This window comes from Streptomyces cinereospinus, from assembly GCF_042430725.1.
GTDB classification, from domain to species: Bacteria; Actinomycetota; Actinomycetes; order Streptomycetales; family Streptomycetaceae; genus Streptomyces; species Streptomyces cinereospinus.
Genome location: NZ_JBHMCY010000003.1, coordinates 26,326 through 44,089, shown reverse-complemented (window position 1 = coordinate 44,089; position 17,764 = coordinate 26,326). Strand labels below are relative to the sequence as shown.

Here is a 17,764-nt window from a genome sequence, read left to right as displayed (position 1 = left end):
CCCGAGTCCCGTGGCGTGAATCCCGGCCCAGGTCGCTGTTGTGCGGCGATCGGGAGGGGGGTTCGTGCCCCGGACGTCCCGTTCCGGACGTCCGTTCTTGAAGGATCAGACGCACGCGATGAACACCATCCGCATCAACAAGAACGTCCGCCGCTCTCTCGTCATGGCCGCCGGGGTGACCGGCGCGTGGGCGCTCGGTTCCGCCGCCCCGAACGCCGACGAACTGCCCGTGTCCTCCCTCACCGTGCCGGACCCGGCCGATGACGCCGAGGGGCCGCTCGACGGGGTCACCGGCGTCGGCGAGGAGAGCGTCGCCGAGGTGACGTCGGCCGTCACCGACCGGGCGGGCAGCGTCGGGGAGGCCGCCGCGGACGCGACCGGGAGCGCCGCGGCGCAGACCGGGCAGGCGGCCAAGATCCGGGGCGGCCAGGCCATCGCGGGGGCGCGGGCCGCCCGGGCGGCCGTACAGGCGGAGGCCGGCACCACGACCGCGGTTGCCGTGTCCGAGGCCAGGGCAACGGACGAGGTCGCTCCGTTCGCGGCCGGGGTGGCCCGTGAGGCCGGCGCGTTCGCGGCGGGCGTCGCGCCCTTCGCCCAGGACCTGACCGCCACCGCCCAGGGCACCGGCGGCTCGTTCACCGGCCACGCCGTCACCGGCGCGCGGGGCGTCACCGGTTCGCTCACGCCGGGCCGGGCGCAGGGGTGCGTCCAGGAGGTCCCGGACGCCGGCGGCTTCCGCCACTGACCCGGCCCCGCGCCGCGCGCGCCCGGCAGGTGTACGCCTCGCTCACCCCGGAGCCGCACGTTGCGTGCCGCGCGCTCGCCCTTGAGCCGCGGGCTCCGCGCGCCGGAGTGCGCGGCCCGTAGCCGCACGCCCCGCCCAGCGGGCGTGCCCCTGATCTCCGCAGGCACCCGGCACGGACGGCCGAAGCCGTCGGCCGTCCCGGCGGAACCCTGCGGACCAGGCCCGGCGGCCCCATGGGGACGGGACCGCCGGGCCGGAACCCCGCGGCGGCGCACCGTTCGCGTCACCTCGGGGCAGCTCCAAGGGCCTCACCGGGCCAACCCCAGCCCGGTGAGGCCCCGGCCCCGCCACCGGCAGGGCCCGGCCCCGTCATGGAGTGGCGCCCGGCCCCGTCACCGGCAGGACTCGGCCTCGTCATCGAGGTGGTGCCCGGCTCGTCGCCGGGCAGTCCTCAGCCCGTCACTGGGTGGCGCCCGGCCCCCGTTGCTGGCAGGGCCCGGTCCCGTGGCCGAGGTGGTGCCCGGCTCGTCGCCGGGCAGTCCTCAGCCCGTCACCGGGTGGCGCCCGGCCCCCGTTGCTGGCAGGGCCCGGTCCCGTCACCGGGTAGCGCCCGGCTCCCGTCACCGGCAGGGCTCGGTCCCGTGATCGAGGTGGCGCCCGGCCCCCGTTGCTGGCAGGGCCCGGTCCCGTGGCCGAGGTGGTGCCCGGCCCGTCGCCGGGCAGTCCTCAGCCCGTCACCGGGTAGCGCCCCGCCCCCGTCACCGGCAGGGCCCCGCCCCGTCACCGACTAGCACCCGGCCCCGTCACCGAGTAGCACCCGCGAGCCGCACCCAGACCCGTCACCGAAGAGCGCCAGACCCCGCCACCGGCGGGTTTCCTCACCGGCGGCACGCCGTGCCAGTGAGCCCGGCATCATGTGACAGGTATCACCGCTGGCATGTGACCTGCGATTTAGGGGCCTCCCGCAAGCAGCGATAACCTGCGAGACGGACATGCCGCGCGCTCGGACACCGTGTGCGCTTCCCCTGTGACACATGCGGTCGTCACGTTGCCCTTCGCGGCACGCCCACGCATCCAACGAACCGCGAGATCACTGATAGGGACGGAAGCGCGTGGACCTGTTCGAGTACCAGGCGAGGGACCTCTTCGCCAAGCACGATGTACCGGTGCTGGCCGGTGAAGTCATCGACACGCCTGAGGCGGCGCGCGAGATCACCGAGCGGCTGGGCGGCAAGTCCGTCGTCAAGGCGCAGGTGAAGGTCGGTGGCCGCGGCAAGGCCGGTGGCGTGAAGCTGGCGGCCTCCCCGGACGAGGCCGTCGCCCGTTCGACGGACATCCTCGGCATGGACATCAAGGGCCACACGGTCCACAAGGTCATGATCGCCGAGACCGCTCCGGAGATCCTCGAGGAGTACTACGTCTCCTTCCTCCTCGACCGTGCCAACCGCACCTTCCTCTCCATCGCCTCCGTCGAGGGCGGCATGGAGATCGAGGAGGTGGCGGCCACCCGTCCGGAGGCCGTCGCCAAGACCGCGATCGACCCCATCGACGGTGTGGACGAGGCCAAGGCCCGTGAGATCGTCGAGGCCGCCAAGTTCCCGGCCGAGGTCGCCGACAAGGTCGCGAACGTCCTCGTCAAGCTGTGGGACACCTTCATCAAGTCGGACGCCCTCCTCGTCGAGGTGAACCCGCTGGCGAAGGTCGCCTCCGGCGAGGTCATCGCCCTCGACGGCAAGGTGTCGCTGGACGACAACGCCGAGTTCCGTCACGACTGGGACGAGCTGCACGACAAGGCCGCGGCCAACCCGCTGGAAGCCGCCGCCAAGGAGAAGAACCTCAACTACGTCAAGCTCGACGGCGAGGTCGGCATCATCGGCAACGGCGCGGGTCTCGTGATGAGCACCCTGGACGTCGTCGCCTACGCCGGCGAGAAGCACGGCAACGTCAAGCCCGCCAACTTCCTGGACATCGGTGGCGGCGCCTCCGCCCAGGTGATGGCGAACGGCCTGGAGATCATCCTCGGCGACCCGGACGTGAGGTCCGTCTTCGTCAACGTCTTCGGTGGCATCACCGCCTGCGACGAGGTCGCCAACGGCATCGTCCAGGCCCTGAAGCTCCTGGAGGACCGCGGCGAGAACGTCACCAAGCCGCTGGTCGTCCGCCTCGACGGCAACAACGCCGAGCTGGGCCGCCAGATCCTCACCGACGCCAACCACCCGCTGGTCCAGCGCGTCGACACCATGGACGGTGCGGCCGACAAGGCCGCCGAGCTCGCCGCAGCCGCCAAGTAAGCACCTAGGACGAGGACATCCACACACCATGGCTATCTGGCTCAACAAGGACAGCAAGGTCATCGTCCAGGGCATGACCGGCGCCACCGGCATGAAGCACACCAGGCTCATGCTCGGTGACGGCACGCACGTCGTGGGCGGCGTCAACCCGCGCAAGGCGGGTCAGAGCGTGGACTTCGACGGCACCGAGGTACCCGTCTTCGGCACCGTCAAGGAGGCCATCGAGAAGACCGGCGCCAACGTCTCCGTCATCTTCGTGCCGGAGAAGTTCACCAAGGACGCGGTCGTCGAGGCCATCGACGCCGAGATCCCGCTCGCCGTCGTCATCACCGAGGGCATCGCCGTGCACGACACGGCCGCCTTCTGGGCGTACGCCGGCAAGAAGGACAACAAGACCCGCATCATCGGCCCGAACTGCCCCGGCATCATCACCCCGGGCCAGTCCAACGTCGGCATCATCCCGGGCGACATCACCAAGCCGGGCCGCATCGGCCTGGTCTCGAAGTCCGGCACGCTGACGTACCAGATGATGTACGAGCTGCGTGACATCGGCTTCTCCACGGCCGTCGGCATCGGCGGCGACCCGATCATCGGCACCACGCACATCGACGCGCTGGCCGCCTTCCAGAACGACCCCGACACCGACCTGATCGTGATGATCGGTGAGATCGGCGGCGACGCCGAGGAGCGGGCCGCGGCCTTCATCAAGGAGAACGTGACCAAGCCGGTCGTCGGCTACGTCGCGGGCTTCACCGCCCCCGAGGGCAAGACCATGGGCCACGCGGGCGCCATCGTCTCCGGTTCGTCGGGCACCGCCCAGGCGAAGAAGGAGGCCCTGGAGGCCGCGGGCGTCAAGGTCGGCAAGACCCCGACCGAGACCGCGAAGCTGGCCCGCGAGATCCTCGCCGGCTGACACCTCGCCGACCCGGTCCCCCACCGGCCCGGCAGGCCCCCGCGGGCCGCGGGGCCGGCGGGACCGGCAGGTACAGCGGGAGGGCCCGCACCCCGGCCACACGCCGGGGTGCGGGCCCTTCCGCATGCCGCTCCGCTCACCTGGCCTCCGGCGCCAGCCGGTCCGGCCCGCCGGTCATCGCCCGCCGCAGCTTCGCCCGCAGGGCGAGCTGCTCGTGCGACAGCGGACCCGGCGCCGCCCGCGGCGGCATCCCCCGCACGGTCTCACCGGGGGCCACCGGTGGCTCGTACTGCGTCGGTGCCGTCCGCAGCGTCAGTGCGGTCGCGCCGATCAGGGTGACGGTGAAGGCGATGGCGGCCCGGGTCCAGAACCGCGCCCGGCGTTCGCCGCCGGTGCGCACGGCGACGGGCCCGGCCGGGCTCAGCCGCTCCGTGGCCGCCAGCCCGGACAGGCGCCGCTGGAGCTCGGCCGGGTCGGTGAGGTCGGGCAGACGGGCCGCGACGGCCTGGCGCGCGTGCAGCAGGCGGCCGGCCGTCGCGGGGGTGGTCGCCTCCGTCTCGGCCGCGGTCTCCGGCAGGTCGAGGCCGACCCCGTCGTAGAGGAGCAGGGTGCGGCGGTGCGGCGGGGACAGGACCAGCAGGGCGTCGAGCAGCTCGCGGTCGCGCTCGTCGGCCGGTGGTGCCTCCGGGTGCCGGTAGCGGGGGCGGAAGCGGTGCCAGGGGGAGAGGGCGTACTCGTACGCCGCCGCCCGCACCCAGCCGGCCGGGTCGCGGTCGACGGCCACCTCGGGCCAGCGCTGCCAGGCGAGTTGGAAGGCCCGCTCGACCGACTCACGGGCCAGTTCGCGCCGCCCGGTGAGCAGGTACGCCTGCCGGACGAGGGCGGGCGCGCAGAACGCGTAGAGGGCGTCGAATGCCTGATCGGGCGTCAGGGGTTCGGTGGTGGGTTCGGGTCCGAGTCCGGACGCGGGGACGGTCTCGGTCGTGAGGGAGGCGAGCAGTTCGGCGTACTCCTCCGCCTGCCGGCCCTGGGGCGTCGAACGGCCGGACTCCCACGCCCGCACCGTCGACCGGGGGACGCCCATGCGGGACGCGACCTGAGCCTGCGTCAGGGAACCGGCCTCGCGCAGGCGTCGCCGCTCCTCGGGCGGGGGAAGCGGGGTTGCAGGGGTCTGGGTCACAGGTCACCCCTTCGCAGGAAAAAGCACATAACCACATATTGAGCGACACATCGGCGGTTCGCCTGTTACGCCGGGAAAGCGCGTGTCGTTGGGAGCATGGCCGTCGTGATCCTGATGACCGACCGCCGATCGCCGTTGAACTCCCGGCTCACGCGGATGCGCCGCCGGTCGCCCGGGCTGGCCGCCAGCCTCCTGGGCGGCGTGGTGGCGGCCGGGCTGGGACTGGGCACCTTCGCCGTGCTGGTGATGACGCTGTGGATCAGCTCGCCGTATCCGGACAGCGGGCCGGGCGGCGCGCTGCACGTGGCGGCGGCGCTGTGGCTGCTCGCGCACGGCGCGGAACTGGTCCGCACCGACACGCTCTCCGGCGCCCCCGCGCCGGTGGGACTCACCCCCATGCTGCTGCTCCTGCTGCCGGTGTGGCTGCTGCACCGGGCGGCCCGCGACGCGGTGGACGGGGCCTACGCGGCGGAGGGTCCGGCACCCCTGGTGGCGGGGCGGACCGCCTGGGCCGGGGTGGTGCTCGGCTACCTCGCCGTCGGGGGCGGGGCCGCCGCGTACACGGCGGGGGGCGTGCTGCGGCCGGACTGGGGCTGGACGGCGCTGTGCCTGCCGCTCGTCACCCTGGGCGCGGCCGGCGCCGGGGTGTGGACGGCGTACGGGCGGCCGCACCGGCCGGTGACCGGCGTGCTGAACCGGTGGGGGCCGCTGCGGCGGGCCCGCCCCGGGGCGCGGACCCGGAGGCGCCTCGGCGCCTGCGCGCGGGCGGCGACGGCCGGGGCGGCGGTACTGGTCGGCGGCGGCGCCCTGCTGGTGGCGGCCTCGCTGGTGTGGCACGGTCCGGCCGCCCGGATCGCGTTCGCGCAGCTCACCGAGGGGTGGTCGGGGCGGTTCGCGGTGCTGCTGCTGTGCCTGGCGCTGGTGCCGAACGCGGCGGTGTGGGGTGCGGCGTACGCCCTCGGGCCCGGGTTCGTGCTGGGCGCCGGGCATGTGACGGGGCCGCTGTCCTCCGACCCGGCCCCGCTGCTGCCGCCGGTCCCGCTGCTGGCGGCGGTGCCGGGGGCGGGGGCCGGTACGCCGCTGCACTGGGCGGCCGGCGTGGTGCCCGTGGTCGCCGGGGTGACGGTGGGCTGGTTCACCGCTCGGGCGGCGGTCGCGGGCGAGGCCGAGCCCTGGTCGCGGGGGCGGACCGCGGGGTACGCCGGGGTGGCGGCGGTGCTGTGCGGGGCCTGGCTCGCCCTGCTGGCGGGGCTGGCGGGCGGCCCGCTGGGGGTGCGCACGCTGGCCCGGTTCGGGCCCGTGGGCTGGCAGGTGGGGGTGGCGGCCCTGGCGTGGGTGGCGGTGGTGGCGGTGCCGGTGGCTCTGGGCGTGCGGTGGTGGGGCTGCCGGAAGACGGCGGCGGAGGGCTTGGCGCACGGCGCGACCGAGGTCGCGGCGGAGGACCCGACGGGGGTCGTCCCGGAGGACGTGACGGCGGGCGTGGTGGAGGACCTGACCGCGACGGGGGGCGTGACGGGGGTCGTGGGGGCGGACGTGACGGGAGAGGCAGGGGAGCGGGCGGCGGCCGGGCCGGTGGCGCGCGGGGACCGGGGAGCCGCCGGTGACCGCGAGGCGCCGGATGCGGACCCGGACGCCGGTCTGGGGGTGTGGGACGCGGTACTGGGCCTGGGGGTGCGGGACGCGGAACCGGTCGTGGGGCCGCGCTACGGCGATCCCGCTCCGGGGCCGCGCCACAGCGATCCCGCTCCGGGGCCGCGTTACGGCGATCCCGCTCCGGGGCCGCGCTACGGCGATCCCGCTCCGGGGCCGCGGGCGAACGAGCAGGCCCCGGAGCCGCCGGACCACGAGCCCGCCCCTGGACTGCCGGACACCGGGCACGGCCCGGCGTCGTGGGACGTCGGACCCGGCCGGGGACCGCGGGAAACCGATTCCGGCCCCGGAGGCGACGGCGCCGACGGAACGGCACCCGGCCGGCTGCCGGAGGGCACCCCGCGCACCGGGCCCGACCCGGGACCGGAGGGCACCGGACCCGGTCCGCTCCACCTCCCCGCGTCCCGCGCACCGGAACACGACCCGCAGGCACCCTTCCCGCCAGGCCCCCCGCCCCCCTGGCCCCACGACGAAGCCGCCCGCGCGGCCCGCTGGGCGGCGCTGCGCGAGATCTCCGCGAAGACGGAGGCGGGGCAGGCGGGGCAGGCGGGGCAAGCGGTGCGGCCGGCGCGGGCCGAGGCGGAGCCGCCGGAGCGGGCCGCCCGGCCGGAACCGGCCGAGCCCGCCGGGCCGGAATCCGGCGGAGACGATGCCGAACGCTAGGCGTTGGCCCCCAGCACGTCCCGCAGCTGCTCCGGCAGCAGCGTGCCGCATGCCTGCCGCGCCTCGTTGGTGAGGGCGTCACCGGTGCAGGTGTAGTAGTCGCGGTACACCATCTGGGCCGCGAACGACGCGCCGACGAGAGCGATCGCCAGCGACGCCGTGACCAGGCCGCTCACCGCCGCCGCGGTCTGCGGCCGGGCGGGCGGCGCACCGGCCGGGGTGTCCGGTGAGGGCGTCCGCGGCTTGGTGCGCAGCGCGCTGACGCCCCAGTACAGCGCCAGCGCACCCAGCAGTAGCGCCACGTACGTCCAGCTGAACAGCGCGAAGAAGAAGGCCCACATGCCCGCCAGCAGCGCGTAGCGGGCCCGGCGCTGCGCCGGGTCGGTGGGGTCCCAGCGCATGCCCGGCGCCGGACCGCCCTGTCCTTCGGGGCCGCCACGGGGCCGGTCGCCGAAGCCCTCGCCGGAGGAGCGCACGGGCTGCCGGTCGCTCCACTGGCTGCCCCAGGCGGGGCGCCCGCCGTCCTGGCGCCCGCTGTCCTGACCCGCGGAGTCCGGGCTGTCGCCGGAAGGCCGCCGCGGCTGCCAGGGCCGGTCCGGCGTGCCCTCCGGCGGCGGCGCGAACGGATTGTCGTCCTGTCCCGGACCGTCCTGTCCCGGACCGTCCTGTCCCGGACCGTCCTGTCCCGGACCGTCCTGTCCCGGACCGTTCTGTCCCGGACCGTTCTGTCCCGGGCCGTTCTGCCCCGTGTCGCCCCGCCCCGGGCCGTTCCGTCCCGGACCGTCCTGCCGGCCGCCGTCGGCGCGGCCCGAGGACGCGTCGGACGGCGAGGCGGGGCGCTCCCGCAGCAGCACGCCGGCGCGCCTTCCTCCCAGCGCCGACTGCCGGGGGAGCGTGAGGAGTCGCAGGCTGCGGTCCGACATCAAGTGAGCGTCTTCCCTGTGTGGCAACGAGTGGACGGTTGGAGCTGCTGGTGCTGACCGGATCACGACGAGACACGACGCGATCCGTCGCCTCGTGAACGCGCCGCACACCGCCCGCGTTCCCGAGCCCGCCCACCCTGACGCTACCTCCCGGCCACGCCCCCGTCCCGTGGGGGCCGCCCGGTGTGCCGGTATCGTTGCTGGCGGTCGACCGCTTCGTAGGCTTCCCCGTATCCGGGGGCCCGAAGCATTCGTACGACCGTACAAACGCATCCCCGAGAAAGGGCCTCACCGTGGCCGCCAAGCCCGTGGCCGGGAGCGCCAGGCGCCTCGTCGTGCTGGTCTCCGGATCCGGCACCAACCTGCAGGCGCTGCTCGACGCCGTCGCGACCGAGGGTGTCGAGGCGTACGGAGCCGAGATCGTGGCCGTCGGCGCCGACCGCGACGGCATCGAGGGGCTCGCGCGCGCCGAGCGGTCCGGGCTGCCCACCTTCGTCTGCCGGGTCAAGGACCACGCCACCCGCGAGGAGTGGGACGCCGCCCTCGCCGCGGCCGTCGCCGCGTACGAGCCCGACCTCGTCGTCTCCGCCGGCTTCATGAAGATCGTGGGCAAGGAGTTCCTGGCCCGGTACGGCGGGCGGTTCGTCAACACCCACCCCGCCCTGCTCCCCAGTTTTCCCGGCGCCCACGGCGTCCGTGACGCGCTGGCGTACGGCGTCAAGGTCACCGGCTGCACCGTCCACTTCGTCGACGACGGTGTCGACACCGGGCCGATCATCGCTCAGGGCGTGGTGGAGGTCCGGGACGAGGACGACGAGGGCGCGCTGCACGAGCGCATCAAGGAAGTCGAGCGAAGGCTGCTCGTCGAGGTCGTGGGGCGGCTCGCCCGCAACGGCTATCGCATCGAGGGACGAAAGGTAGTTATCCAGTGACCGCCGAGAGCAACAAGCGGGCCGTCCGACGGGCGCTCGTCAGCGTCTACGACAAGACCGGGCTGGAGGAGCTGGCCCGGGGCCTGCACGAGGCGGGCGTGGAACTCGTCTCCACCGGCTCCACCGCCGCCCGCATCGCCGCCGCCGGCGTCCCCGTCACCAAGGTCGAGGAGCTCACCGGCTTCCCCGAGTGCCTGGACGGCCGGGTGAAGACCCTGCATCCCAAGGTGCACGCGGGCATCCTCGCCGACCTGCGCCTGGAGGACCACCAGCGGCAGCTGTCGGAGCTCGGCGTCGAGCCGTTCGGCCTGGTCGTGGTCAACCTCTACCCGTTCCGCGAGACCGTCGCCTCCGGCGCGAGCCCCGACGAGTGCGTCGAGCAGATCGACATCGGCGGTCCCTCCATGGTCCGCGCCGCCGCCAAGAACCACCCGTCCGTCGCGGTGGTCACCAGCCCCGCCCGCTACGGCGAGGTGCTGGCCGCGGTCAGGGACGGCGGCTTCGACCTCGCCACCCGCAAGCGGCTCGCCGCGGAGGCGTTCCAGCACACGGCGGCGTACGACGTGGCGGTGGCCTCCTGGTTCGCCGGTTCCTACGCCCCCGCCGACGACTCGGGCTTCCCGGACTTCCTCGGCGCCACCTGGGAGCGCGCGCACACCCTGCGCTACGGCGAGAACCCGCACCAGCCCGCCGCGCTCTACGCCGACGGCACCGGCGGCGGCCTGGCCGAGGCCGAGCAGCTGCACGGCAAGGAGATGTCGTACAACAACTACACGGACACGGACGCCGCCCGCCGTGCCGCGTACGACCACACCGAGCCGTGCGTCGCGATCATCAAGCACGCCAACCCCTGCGGCATCGCGGTCGGCGCGGACGTCGCCGAGGCACACCGCAAGGCGCACGCCTGCGACCCGCTGTCCGCCTTCGGCGGCGTGATCGCCGTGAACCGCCCGGTGTCGAGGGAGATGGCCGAGCAGGTCGCGGAGATCTTCACCGAGGTCATCGTGGCGCCGGGCTACGAGGAGGGCGCCCTCGAAGCGCTCACCAAGAAGAAGAACATCCGCGTGCTGCGCTGCCCCGAGGGCCCGTCGAACCCCGTCGAGGTGAAGGCGATCGACGGCGGCGCCCTGCTCCAGGTCACCGACCGCCTCCAGGCCGACGGCGACGACCCCGCGCACTGGACGCTGGCGGCCGGCGAGGCGCTGGGCGCCGAGGAGCTGCGGGAGCTGGCGTTCGCCTGGACGGCGTGCCGGGCGGTGAAGTCCAACGCGATCCTGCTCGCCAAGGACGGCGCCTCGGTGGGCGTCGGCATGGGGCAGGTCAACCGGGTCGACTCCGCCAAGCTGGCGGTCGAGCGGGCCGGCGCCGAGCGGGCGCGGGGCTCCTACGCGGCCTCCGACGCCTTCTTCCCCTTCCCCGACGGGCTGGAGATCCTCACCGAGGCGGGCGTGAAGGCCGTGGTGCAGCCCGGCGGTTCGGTCCGTGACGAGCAGGTCGTGGAGGCCGCCCGGAAGGCGGGCGTGACGATGTACTTCACGGGCACGCGCCACTTCTTCCACTGAGCCGGGCGGCCACTCGGTCGGGCGGTCACTGAACGGACCGGTCACTGAGCCGGGCGGCCGCCGAGCCCGTGACGCACCAGGGCCGTGTCTCCCCTCGCACGGGTGGGACACGGCCCTTGGGGTGTGTGTCGAGGTGCGTGCGGCGTCCCGCCGCGCTCAGTAGCGCGGGCGGCGGAACCATTCCGCGGTGGCCCGCTTCGCGGCGAACACGATCAGCAGGATGGAGATCGCCATGATCAGCAGCCCGATGCCGTACGCCGCGATCATGACGATGCCGGTGACGATCGCGAACGAGCCGTAGACGATCGAGCAGACCCGGACGCCGTTGCCGCCCTTGGCGTACTGGAGCAGCAGCACCAGGCCGAGGACGGCGAAGACGGTGGCCAGGCCGAGCAGGAAGACCACGACGCCCTTGCCCAGGTCGGCGATGGCCTCGGCCTCCGCGTCGCCGGTGACGCCCGCCTCGGCCATGGTCTCGTCCCACTGGCCGAGCGCGACGCCGTACAGCACCGCGATGATCGCGTGTGCCAGGGCTATCACCCCGAGCATGATCTGCGCGGCGCGCGTGATGCCGGGCATCCGCGCCGGGACGCCGGGCAGGTAGCCGCCGCCGTACGGCTGCTGGACCGGCGGGGCGGGCGGGAAGCCGTAGCCCTGCGGGGGGACACCGGGCTGGCCCTGCTGGGGGTAGCCGTAACCGGGAGGCTGCGGCGGCTGCTGGGGCTGCTGCCCGTAGGGGTTCTGGGGCTCGCCGAAACTCATGGCGGTGTCTCCTCCGTGATGCCTGTGTGCGGGGACGACGCGGCGTGCTGTGGAGGAATGCGGTGACAGATGCGGTTCGTCCCCCCGGGTACAGCCCGCGGCACTGTGACGTCAATCGTTCTTCAGCCACGGCTCGCTTGTCCAGCCGCGTTCCCCAGGTGTTGTGCAAGTGCAACATCGCCGATCATGAGGGGATACGCCGGGGACGCGGTCCCCGGACCCGGATTGGAACCGGGAGGCGGTCATCCGGGAGGATGGGTCCATGACCGCCCAGATTCTCGATGGCAAGGCCACCGCAGCCGCGATCAAGTCCGATCTGACCGCCCGCGTGGCGGCGCTGAAGGAGAAGGGCGTCACGCCCGGCCTCGGCACGATCCTCGTCGGGGACGACCCCGGCAGCCAGAAGTACGTCGCCGGCAAGCACCGCGACTGCGCCCAGGTCGGCATCGCCTCCATCCAGCGCCAACTGCCGGGCACGGCGACGCAGGAGGAGATCGAGGCGGTCGTACGGGAGCTGAACGAGGACCCGGCGTGCACGGGCTACATCGTGCAACTGCCGCTGCCCAAGGGGATCGACGAGAACCGCATCCTGGAACTGATGGACCCGGACAAGGACGCGGACGGGCTGCACCCGATGAACCTGGGGCGGCTGGTGCTCAACGAGCCCGCGCCGCTGCCGTGCACCCCCAACGGCGTGCTGACGCTGCTGCGCCGCTACGGCGTGGAGATCAAGGGCGCGGAGGTCGTGGTCGTCGGCCGGGGCGTGACCATCGGCCGCCCGATGCCGCTGCTGCTCACCCGGCGCAGCGAGAACGCGACGGTGACGCAGTGCCACACGGGTACGCGTGACCTGTCCGCCCACCTCCGGCGCGCCGACATCGTCGTCGCCGCCGCCGGGTCCGCCCACCTGATCCGGCCCGAGGACGTCAAGCCGGGCGCGGCCGTCCTCGACGTCGGCGTCTCGCGCAGCGCGGAGGGCAAGATCGTCGGTGACGTCCACCCGGACGTCGCGGAGGTCGCCGGCTGGATCTCCCCCAACCCCGGCGGCGTCGGCCCCATGACCCGGGCCCAGCTGCTCGTCAACGTGGTCGAGGCGGCGGAGCGCAGTGTCGGCTGAGTCGGCGGAGGACCGGGTGGCGTCGAACGGGTCCGCGCCCGCGCCGGACGGGGACGGTGCGGCCGGTGACGCCGAACTCGTCGTGCGGGACGCGATCAGCGTCGTGGACGAGGACGGCACGCCGCGGCGGGCCACCCGCCGCTTTCCCCTGTTCACCAAGGACACCGCGCGGCCCGAGGGCGGCGGCCGGGCGGCGTCCGGTGACGCGCCCGCCCCGGCGCGGCAGTGGCCGATGCTCGCCGTGCTGGCGCTGGTCGGGCTGGGCCTGCTGCTGACCGCGTTCGACGCGTTCCGGATCGGCACGGTGCTCACCGGCACGGCGCTGGTCGGCGGCGCCGTGCTGCGCTGGCTGCTGCCCGGGGTCGGCATGCTCGCCGTGCGCTCCCGCTTCACGGACATAGCCACCTACGGGGTCCTCGGCCTGGCGATCGTCCTGCTGGCGCTGATGGCCCAGCCGGACCCCTGGCTGGAGATCCCGTTCCTGAAGGACACGCTGCACTTCACCGTCAGCGGCTAGTGCCGCGGCAGGCGACGTTCGCCTCCCGTCGCGACGACCGGCACGCACTCCCGCCGCACCGGCCGGAAGCCCGAGTACGTCCCGGACGAGGGCTTCCGGCCGGCACGCCGAGAGCACGCACCGGACGCCGCTCCGCCACGGGCAGACGTCGCCTGCCGCGCAGGCGACACCCCGAGGGGGCGGCTCACCTCGACGGAACGGCGGCCCGTCCCCTCCCCCGAGCAAGGACGGGCCGCCGTCGCGTCCAAACTGCCGCACGTCGAACGACTGTTCAACGGCTGTCCGTGCGCTGTGGCACGGAAGTGACCGTTCCGCTACGGTGTCCGCGCTCCGCCACAGCCGGGTGGCGGTCGCGTCCGGGTGCCGAGCGCACCGCTGGGACGCCCGAGGTCACCGTTGTGTGCCCGTTGTGTCGATGTATCGACAGCTTCGGGGATGCCGGACGCGGGTGCCGCACAGCGGGGCTGATCTGCCCGATCGGGACGTCCCGGGAGCCGGGTTCCGACGGGGCGCATCCCGGTCGCTGGGTCCCGACGGGTCGCATCGCGGTCGCTGGGGGGAACAACCGGCACGTACAGGGGGAAACACGCACAGGGGGAAAAGGGGGGAAGCGATGCCTCGTTGGAAGGCCCTGCCGGACGGACTCGACCCGCAGATCGCGGAGTTCGCGGGCCAGTTGCGGCGACTCGTGGACCGCAGCGGCCTGAGCATCCCGGCGCTGTCCGACCGCACGGGATACAGCAAGACGTCCTGGGAGCGCTACCTGAACGGCCGGCTGCTCGCGCCCAAGGGCGCGGTCGTCGCGCTGGCCGAGGTCACCGGCTCCGACCCGGTCCGTCTCACCACCATGTGGGAGCTCGCCGAACGGGCCTGGAGCCGTTCGGAGACGCACCACGACCTGGCCATGGAGGCGCTGCGGATCCCGCCGGCGCGCGCGGCGCTCGGCGAGTCCGGCGCGCCTCCGGGCAGCGCCGGGGGCGGGCCCGCCCGCAGGGGCGGCAGCGCGACGGCGCTGCCGGGCGTCGCCGGCCCGGCGGGCGTGGCCCCGACGGTGCCGCCCCAGCCGACGGCGCCCGACGCGAACGCCAGGGAGACCGGGGCGCGGCCGGTGGTCAACTCCTGGGGGCTCGCGGGATACACCGGTCCGTCCCGGGCCGGCGGGCGCCGGGCTGCCGGTGCAGGTGGTACCGGCGGTACCGGCGGTACACGCGGTCCTGGCGGTACTGCCGGTCTGCGCGGTCCCGGTGGTACAGGCGGTACGCACGGTCCTGGCGGTACTGCCGGTCTGCACGGTCCTGGCGGTAAAGGCGGTACACGCGGTCCCGGTGGTACGGGGACGGGCGCGGCGCCGGCCGCTCCCGCCGCAGCGGCGTCCGGCAAGCGGCGTTCGGCGATGTTCCTCGCCGGTGCCGTCGCCGTCGTCGTCGCCGCCGGTGGCGCGTACCACCTGACCGGCGCCGTCGGCGACCGGCCCGTCGCCGCGACCGCCTCGCCGTCCCCGGCCACCGGTGCCGACCTGCCGCCCGGTGTGAAGTGCGGCGGCGACTCCTGCACCGGCAAGGACGCGGAGGCCATGGGGTGCACCGGCGACCTGGTCAGCACCGACCGGACGGCGACCGTCGGCAGTACCGTCGTCGAGGTCCGCTACAGCCGCACCTGCGGCGCGGCGTGGGGCCGGATCACCCAGGCCGCACCGGGCGACGAGGTCCAGGTGACCGTGGGTGCCGTCAAGAAGAGCGGCTCCCTCACGGCCGCCGGTGACACGATCGCGTACACCCCGATGGTCGCGGTCCAGGAGGCGGCCGAGGCCACGGCCTGCGCGACGCTGGCGTCGGGCGAACGGGGCTGCACGCCGTAGGGGCCGGGGCCGCGGCGGGCGAAGGCCCCGCCGGCGAGGACCTCGCCGACGCGCTGGGAAGGCACGCCACCGGCTCGGTGAAGAGGGCGCCGGCGACGTGCCGGTGAGGGCGGCGCCGCTCGCCGAGAGGGGTGTCGGCGGCTCGCGGAAGAAGTCGGCGGTGGCGCGCATGCCGCGCGCGATCCGGGGCAAGCGCTCAGTACCCCCACGGGAGTCCGGCAACGGTACCCCCCACCCGGCGGTCGTCCCGTCCCACCTCTCCCGGACGGGCGGCCGCCGCCTTTCGTGGGCTCTGTGGGGCGGGCCACACCGACGCGGACGTCCGGCATCCCGGATGCGCGATAGCCTGACCGCTGGATCTCTTGACGCCAAGAGATCGATCAAAAAAAGCCGGGGCAGGGACGCCCCACCGCCAGCTGTCATACGGAGAACGCCATGACCCGCACTCCCGTGAACGTCACCGTCACCGGCGCGGCCGGCCAGATCGGTTACGCCCTGCTCTTCCGCATCGCTTCCGGCCAGCTGCTCGGCGCGGACGTGCCGGTCAAGCTCCGCCTCCTCGAGATCACCCCGGCGCTGAAGGCCGCCGAGGGCACCGCGATGGAGCTGGACGACTGCGCGTTCCCGCTGCTGCAGGGCATCGAGATCACCGACGACCCGAACGTCGCCTTCGACGGCGCCAACGTCGCCCTCCTCGTCGGCGCCCGCCCGCGCACCAAGGGCATGGAGCGCGGCGACCTGCTGGAGGCCAACGGCGGCATCTTCAAGCCGCAGGGCCAGGCCATCAACGCGCACGCCGCGGACGACATCAAGGTCCTCGTCGTCGGCAACCCGGCCAACACCAACGCGCTCATCGCGCAGGCCGCCGCCCCGGACGTACCGGCGGAGCGCTTCACCGCGATGACCCGCCTGGACCACAACCGCGCGCTGACCCAGCTGGCGAAGAAGACGGGCTCCACCGTCTCCGACATCAAGCGCCTGACCATCTGGGGCAACCACTCCGCCACCCAGTACCCGGACATCTTCCACGCCACCATCGCCGGCAAGAACGCCGCCGAGGTCGTCAACGACGAGAAGTGGCTGGCCGAGGACTTCATCCCGACCGTCGCCAAGCGCGGTGCCGCGATCATCGAGGCCCGTGGCGCCTCCTCGGCCGCGTCCGCCGCCAACGCCGCCATCGACCACGTCCACACCTGGGTCAACGGCACCGCCGAGGGCGACTGGACCTCCATGGGCATCCCGTCCGACGGCTCCTACGGCGTCCCCGAGGGCCTGATCTCCTCCTTCCCGGTCACCTGCAAGGACGGCAAGTACGAGATCGTCCAGGGCCTGGACGTCAACGAGTTCTCCCGCGCCCGCATCGACGCCTCGGTGCAGGAGCTGGCGGAGGAGCGCGAGGCGGTCCGCGGTCTCGGTCTGATCTGACCCCACGCCACCCGCCGCACGGCCCCCGGTCCGCCGCCATGGACCGGGGGTCGCGTCGCGCACGGCCTGCCCGGCGTGGGCGAGAACCTCCTCGCCCCCGAGCCGGTGACCGCCTGGGAGGGTCGCCCTGATGATCGCCGAGCAGCAGCTCGGCCTTGAGGAGGCGGCGGAGAAGTGGGTGGACGGCCACGAGCCGACGTGGCGGACGTGGCTGTCCTGACCCCTGCCTCCGTACGGCCCCGGGACCGGGGCCGGGACCGGGGCCCTGGCCGCTGCCCGGCCCGGAGCCGCGGCCCGGGGTCCGGTCCCGGGCCGCGGTCCGGTTCCGGGCTAACTCCGCAGGCCGGCCGTGATGCGGCGCAGGGCGTCGGTGGCGCGGCGCTGGAGGCCGGGGCCGAAGGTGATGCGGGTGGCCCCTCGTACCCCGAGCTCGGCACACGAGGGGCCGGGCCGTCCGTCCGCGTCCAGGGCGGCGAACGCGTTGATCGGCCCCTCGATCCCGGACCGCAGCAACGGCAGCACCTCGGGCGGGGCGGCGATCGGATACACGCAGTCGGCTCCCGCGGCGACGTACAGCGCGGCCCGCTCCAGCGCCCGGTCGGGGTCCTCGACGCCCCGCAGGAAGGTGTCGACGCGCGCGTTCAGGAACAGCCGGTCGCCCGCCGCCGCCCGCACCTCGGCCAGCCACTCGGCGTGCGCGTGCGGGTCCTTGAGGACGCCCCCGCGGGAGTCCTCCAGGTTGCAGCCGACGGCGCCGGCCTCCAGCAGCCGCTCGACCAGCTCCTTCGGCGCGAGCCCGTACCCGTCCTCGACGTCCGCCGACACCGGTACGTCCACCGCCCGGACGATCCGGGCGACCGCCGCGAACATCTCGTCCGCCGGCGTCCGGCCGTCCTCGTACCCCAGCGCGGCGGCCACCCCCGCGCTGGGCGTCGCGAGCGCCGGGAAACCGGCGTCCACGAAGGCACGGGCGCTGGCCGCGTCCCAAGGGCCCGGCAGGATCAGGGGGTCGGCCGGGTCGGGCCGGCGGTGCAGGGCGCGGAATGTCTCTGTCGTGGTCACCACTGTTCACTTCCCACCGGGACCCGCCGGCTCACCGTCGGCCGGTTCCAGCCGTTGATCGCGGTGATCAGGACGATCGGGTGAGCGAGGCGCGCGGCGCCGAGACACCTCGCCGCCCGCTCGTACCCCTCGTCCGGCACGAACCCGTCCGTCAGCACCGTCGC

15 protein-coding genes are annotated in these 17,764 nt (G+C 74.3%); 11 read left to right on the top strand and 4 right to left on the bottom strand.

Annotated elements, in window-relative coordinates; translation table 11 throughout:
- Nucleotides 1-118 precede the first annotated feature (118 nt).
- From ACFF45_RS02055 to sucD, 3 genes are all read left to right on the top strand, one after another.
- Nucleotides 119-745 (top strand): hypothetical protein, encoded by a 627-nt coding sequence (locus ACFF45_RS02055; RefSeq protein WP_381341046.1) that lies wholly within the window; start codon nucleotides 119-121, stop codon nucleotides 743-745.
- Nucleotides 746-1,857: 1,112 nt separating this feature from the next.
- The gene (gene sucC, locus ACFF45_RS02050; protein WP_381341043.1) at nucleotides 1,858-3,036 is read left to right on the top strand and encodes an ADP-forming succinate--CoA ligase subunit beta; all 1,179 of its coding nucleotides are present in this window, start codon (nucleotides 1,858-1,860) and stop codon (nucleotides 3,034-3,036) included.
- Nucleotides 3,037-3,064: 28 nt separating this feature from the next.
- A complete protein-coding gene (gene sucD / locus ACFF45_RS02045) occupies nucleotides 3,065-3,949 on the top strand; it encodes a succinate--CoA ligase subunit alpha (protein WP_381341040.1) in 885 nt (294 codons plus the stop codon).
- A gap of 136 nt (nucleotides 3,950-4,085) precedes the next feature.
- Here the strand turns inward: sucD and ACFF45_RS02040 are convergent, their stop codons facing one another.
- Entirely contained in the window at nucleotides 4,086-5,129 is a 1,044-nt protein-coding gene (locus tag ACFF45_RS02040) for a helix-turn-helix domain-containing protein (RefSeq protein ID WP_381341039.1), read from the bottom strand.
- Nucleotides 5,130-5,225: 96 nt separating this feature from the next.
- Here ACFF45_RS02040 and ACFF45_RS02035 point away from each other — a divergent pair, with 96 nt between their 5' ends.
- The 4 genes from ACFF45_RS02035 to purH all read left to right on the top strand — a co-directional run bounded on the left by ACFF45_RS02035 (nucleotide 5,226) and on the right by purH (nucleotide 10,859).
- Nucleotides 5,226-7,442, top strand: coding sequence for a cell division protein PerM (locus ACFF45_RS02035; protein ID WP_381341037.1), 2,217 nt, complete (start codon nucleotides 5,226-5,228; stop codon nucleotides 7,440-7,442).
- Between the two features lie 371 nt (nucleotides 7,443-7,813).
- Nucleotides 7,814-8,422: a pentapeptide repeat-containing protein gene (locus tag ACFF45_RS02030; RefSeq protein ID WP_381341324.1), complete on the top strand. Its 609-nt coding sequence runs from the start codon at nucleotides 7,814-7,816 to the stop codon at nucleotides 8,420-8,422.
- Between the two features lie 236 nt (nucleotides 8,423-8,658).
- Nucleotides 8,659-9,297: a phosphoribosylglycinamide formyltransferase gene (gene purN, locus ACFF45_RS02025; protein ID WP_381341034.1), complete on the top strand. Its 639-nt coding sequence runs from the start codon at nucleotides 8,659-8,661 to the stop codon at nucleotides 9,295-9,297.
- A complete protein-coding gene (purH, locus tag ACFF45_RS02020; RefSeq protein WP_381341031.1) occupies nucleotides 9,294-10,859 on the top strand; it encodes a bifunctional phosphoribosylaminoimidazolecarboxamide formyltransferase/IMP cyclohydrolase in 1,566 nt (521 codons plus the stop codon). Before purN ends, purH begins: the two co-directional genes overlap by 4 nt.
- 156 nt (nucleotides 10,860-11,015) lie before the next feature.
- Here purH and ACFF45_RS02015 read toward each other — a convergent pair whose 3' ends face one another.
- The gene (locus tag ACFF45_RS02015; protein ID WP_381341028.1) at nucleotides 11,016-11,621 is read right to left on the bottom strand and encodes a hypothetical protein; all 606 of its coding nucleotides are present in this window, start codon (nucleotides 11,619-11,621) and stop codon (nucleotides 11,016-11,018) included.
- Between the two features lie 262 nt (nucleotides 11,622-11,883).
- Between ACFF45_RS02015 and ACFF45_RS02010 the strand changes: the two genes are divergently transcribed.
- The 4 genes from ACFF45_RS02010 to ACFF45_RS01995 all read left to right on the top strand — a co-directional run bounded on the left by ACFF45_RS02010 (nucleotide 11,884) and on the right by ACFF45_RS01995 (nucleotide 16,538).
- A complete protein-coding gene (locus ACFF45_RS02010) occupies nucleotides 11,884-12,738 on the top strand; it encodes a bifunctional methylenetetrahydrofolate dehydrogenase/methenyltetrahydrofolate cyclohydrolase (RefSeq protein ID WP_381341025.1) in 855 nt (284 codons plus the stop codon).
- 16 nt (nucleotides 12,739-12,754) lie between these two features.
- Nucleotides 12,755-13,255, top strand: coding sequence for a DUF3017 domain-containing protein (locus ACFF45_RS02005; protein ID WP_381341023.1), 501 nt, complete (start codon nucleotides 12,755-12,757; stop codon nucleotides 13,253-13,255).
- A gap of 613 nt (nucleotides 13,256-13,868) precedes the next feature.
- Nucleotides 13,869-15,113, top strand: a complete 1,245-nt coding sequence (locus tag ACFF45_RS02000) for a helix-turn-helix domain-containing protein (protein WP_381341020.1) — start codon at nucleotides 13,869-13,871, stop codon at nucleotides 15,111-15,113.
- Nucleotides 15,114-15,548: 435 nt separating this feature from the next.
- A complete protein-coding gene (locus ACFF45_RS01995) occupies nucleotides 15,549-16,538 on the top strand; it encodes a malate dehydrogenase (RefSeq protein ID WP_381341017.1) in 990 nt (329 codons plus the stop codon).
- A gap of 330 nt (nucleotides 16,539-16,868) precedes the next feature.
- On the opposite strand, the gene ACFF45_RS01990 is transcribed toward ACFF45_RS01995, so the two are convergent.
- Together ACFF45_RS01990 and ACFF45_RS01985 are read right to left on the bottom strand one after the other, a co-directional pair.
- Nucleotides 16,869-17,600, bottom strand: a complete 732-nt coding sequence (locus ACFF45_RS01990) for an isocitrate lyase/PEP mutase family protein (protein ID WP_381341014.1) — start codon at nucleotides 17,598-17,600, stop codon at nucleotides 16,869-16,871.
- Nucleotides 17,597-17,758: a hypothetical protein gene (locus tag ACFF45_RS01985; protein ID WP_381341012.1), complete on the bottom strand. Its 162-nt coding sequence runs from the start codon at nucleotides 17,756-17,758 to the stop codon at nucleotides 17,597-17,599. Before ACFF45_RS01985 ends, ACFF45_RS01990 begins: the two co-directional genes overlap by 4 nt.
- Nucleotides 17,759-17,764 lie beyond the last annotated feature (6 nt).

Bases quoted from the DNA above. Each gene is read 5' to 3' on its own strand.
- ACFF45_RS02055 (WP_381341046.1), top strand. From the start codon at position 119: ATGAACACCATCCGCATCAACAAGAACGTCCGCCGCTCTCTCGTCATG.
- sucD (WP_381341040.1), top strand. From the start codon at position 3,065: ATGGCTATCTGGCTCAACAAGGACAGCAAGGTCATCGTCCAGGGCATG.
- ACFF45_RS02035 (WP_381341037.1), top strand. From the start codon at position 5,226: ATGGCCGTCGTGATCCTGATGACCGACCGCCGATCGCCGTTGAACTCC.
- ACFF45_RS02015 (WP_381341028.1), bottom strand. From the start codon at position 11,621: ATGAGTTTCGGCGAGCCCCAGAACCCCTACGGGCAGCAGCCCCAGCAG.
- ACFF45_RS02010 (WP_381341025.1), top strand. From the start codon at position 11,884: ATGACCGCCCAGATTCTCGATGGCAAGGCCACCGCAGCCGCGATCAAG.
- ACFF45_RS02000 (WP_381341020.1), top strand. From the start codon at position 13,869: ATGCCTCGTTGGAAGGCCCTGCCGGACGGACTCGACCCGCAGATCGCG.
- ACFF45_RS01995 (WP_381341017.1), top strand. From the start codon at position 15,549: ATGACCCGCACTCCCGTGAACGTCACCGTCACCGGCGCGGCCGGCCAG.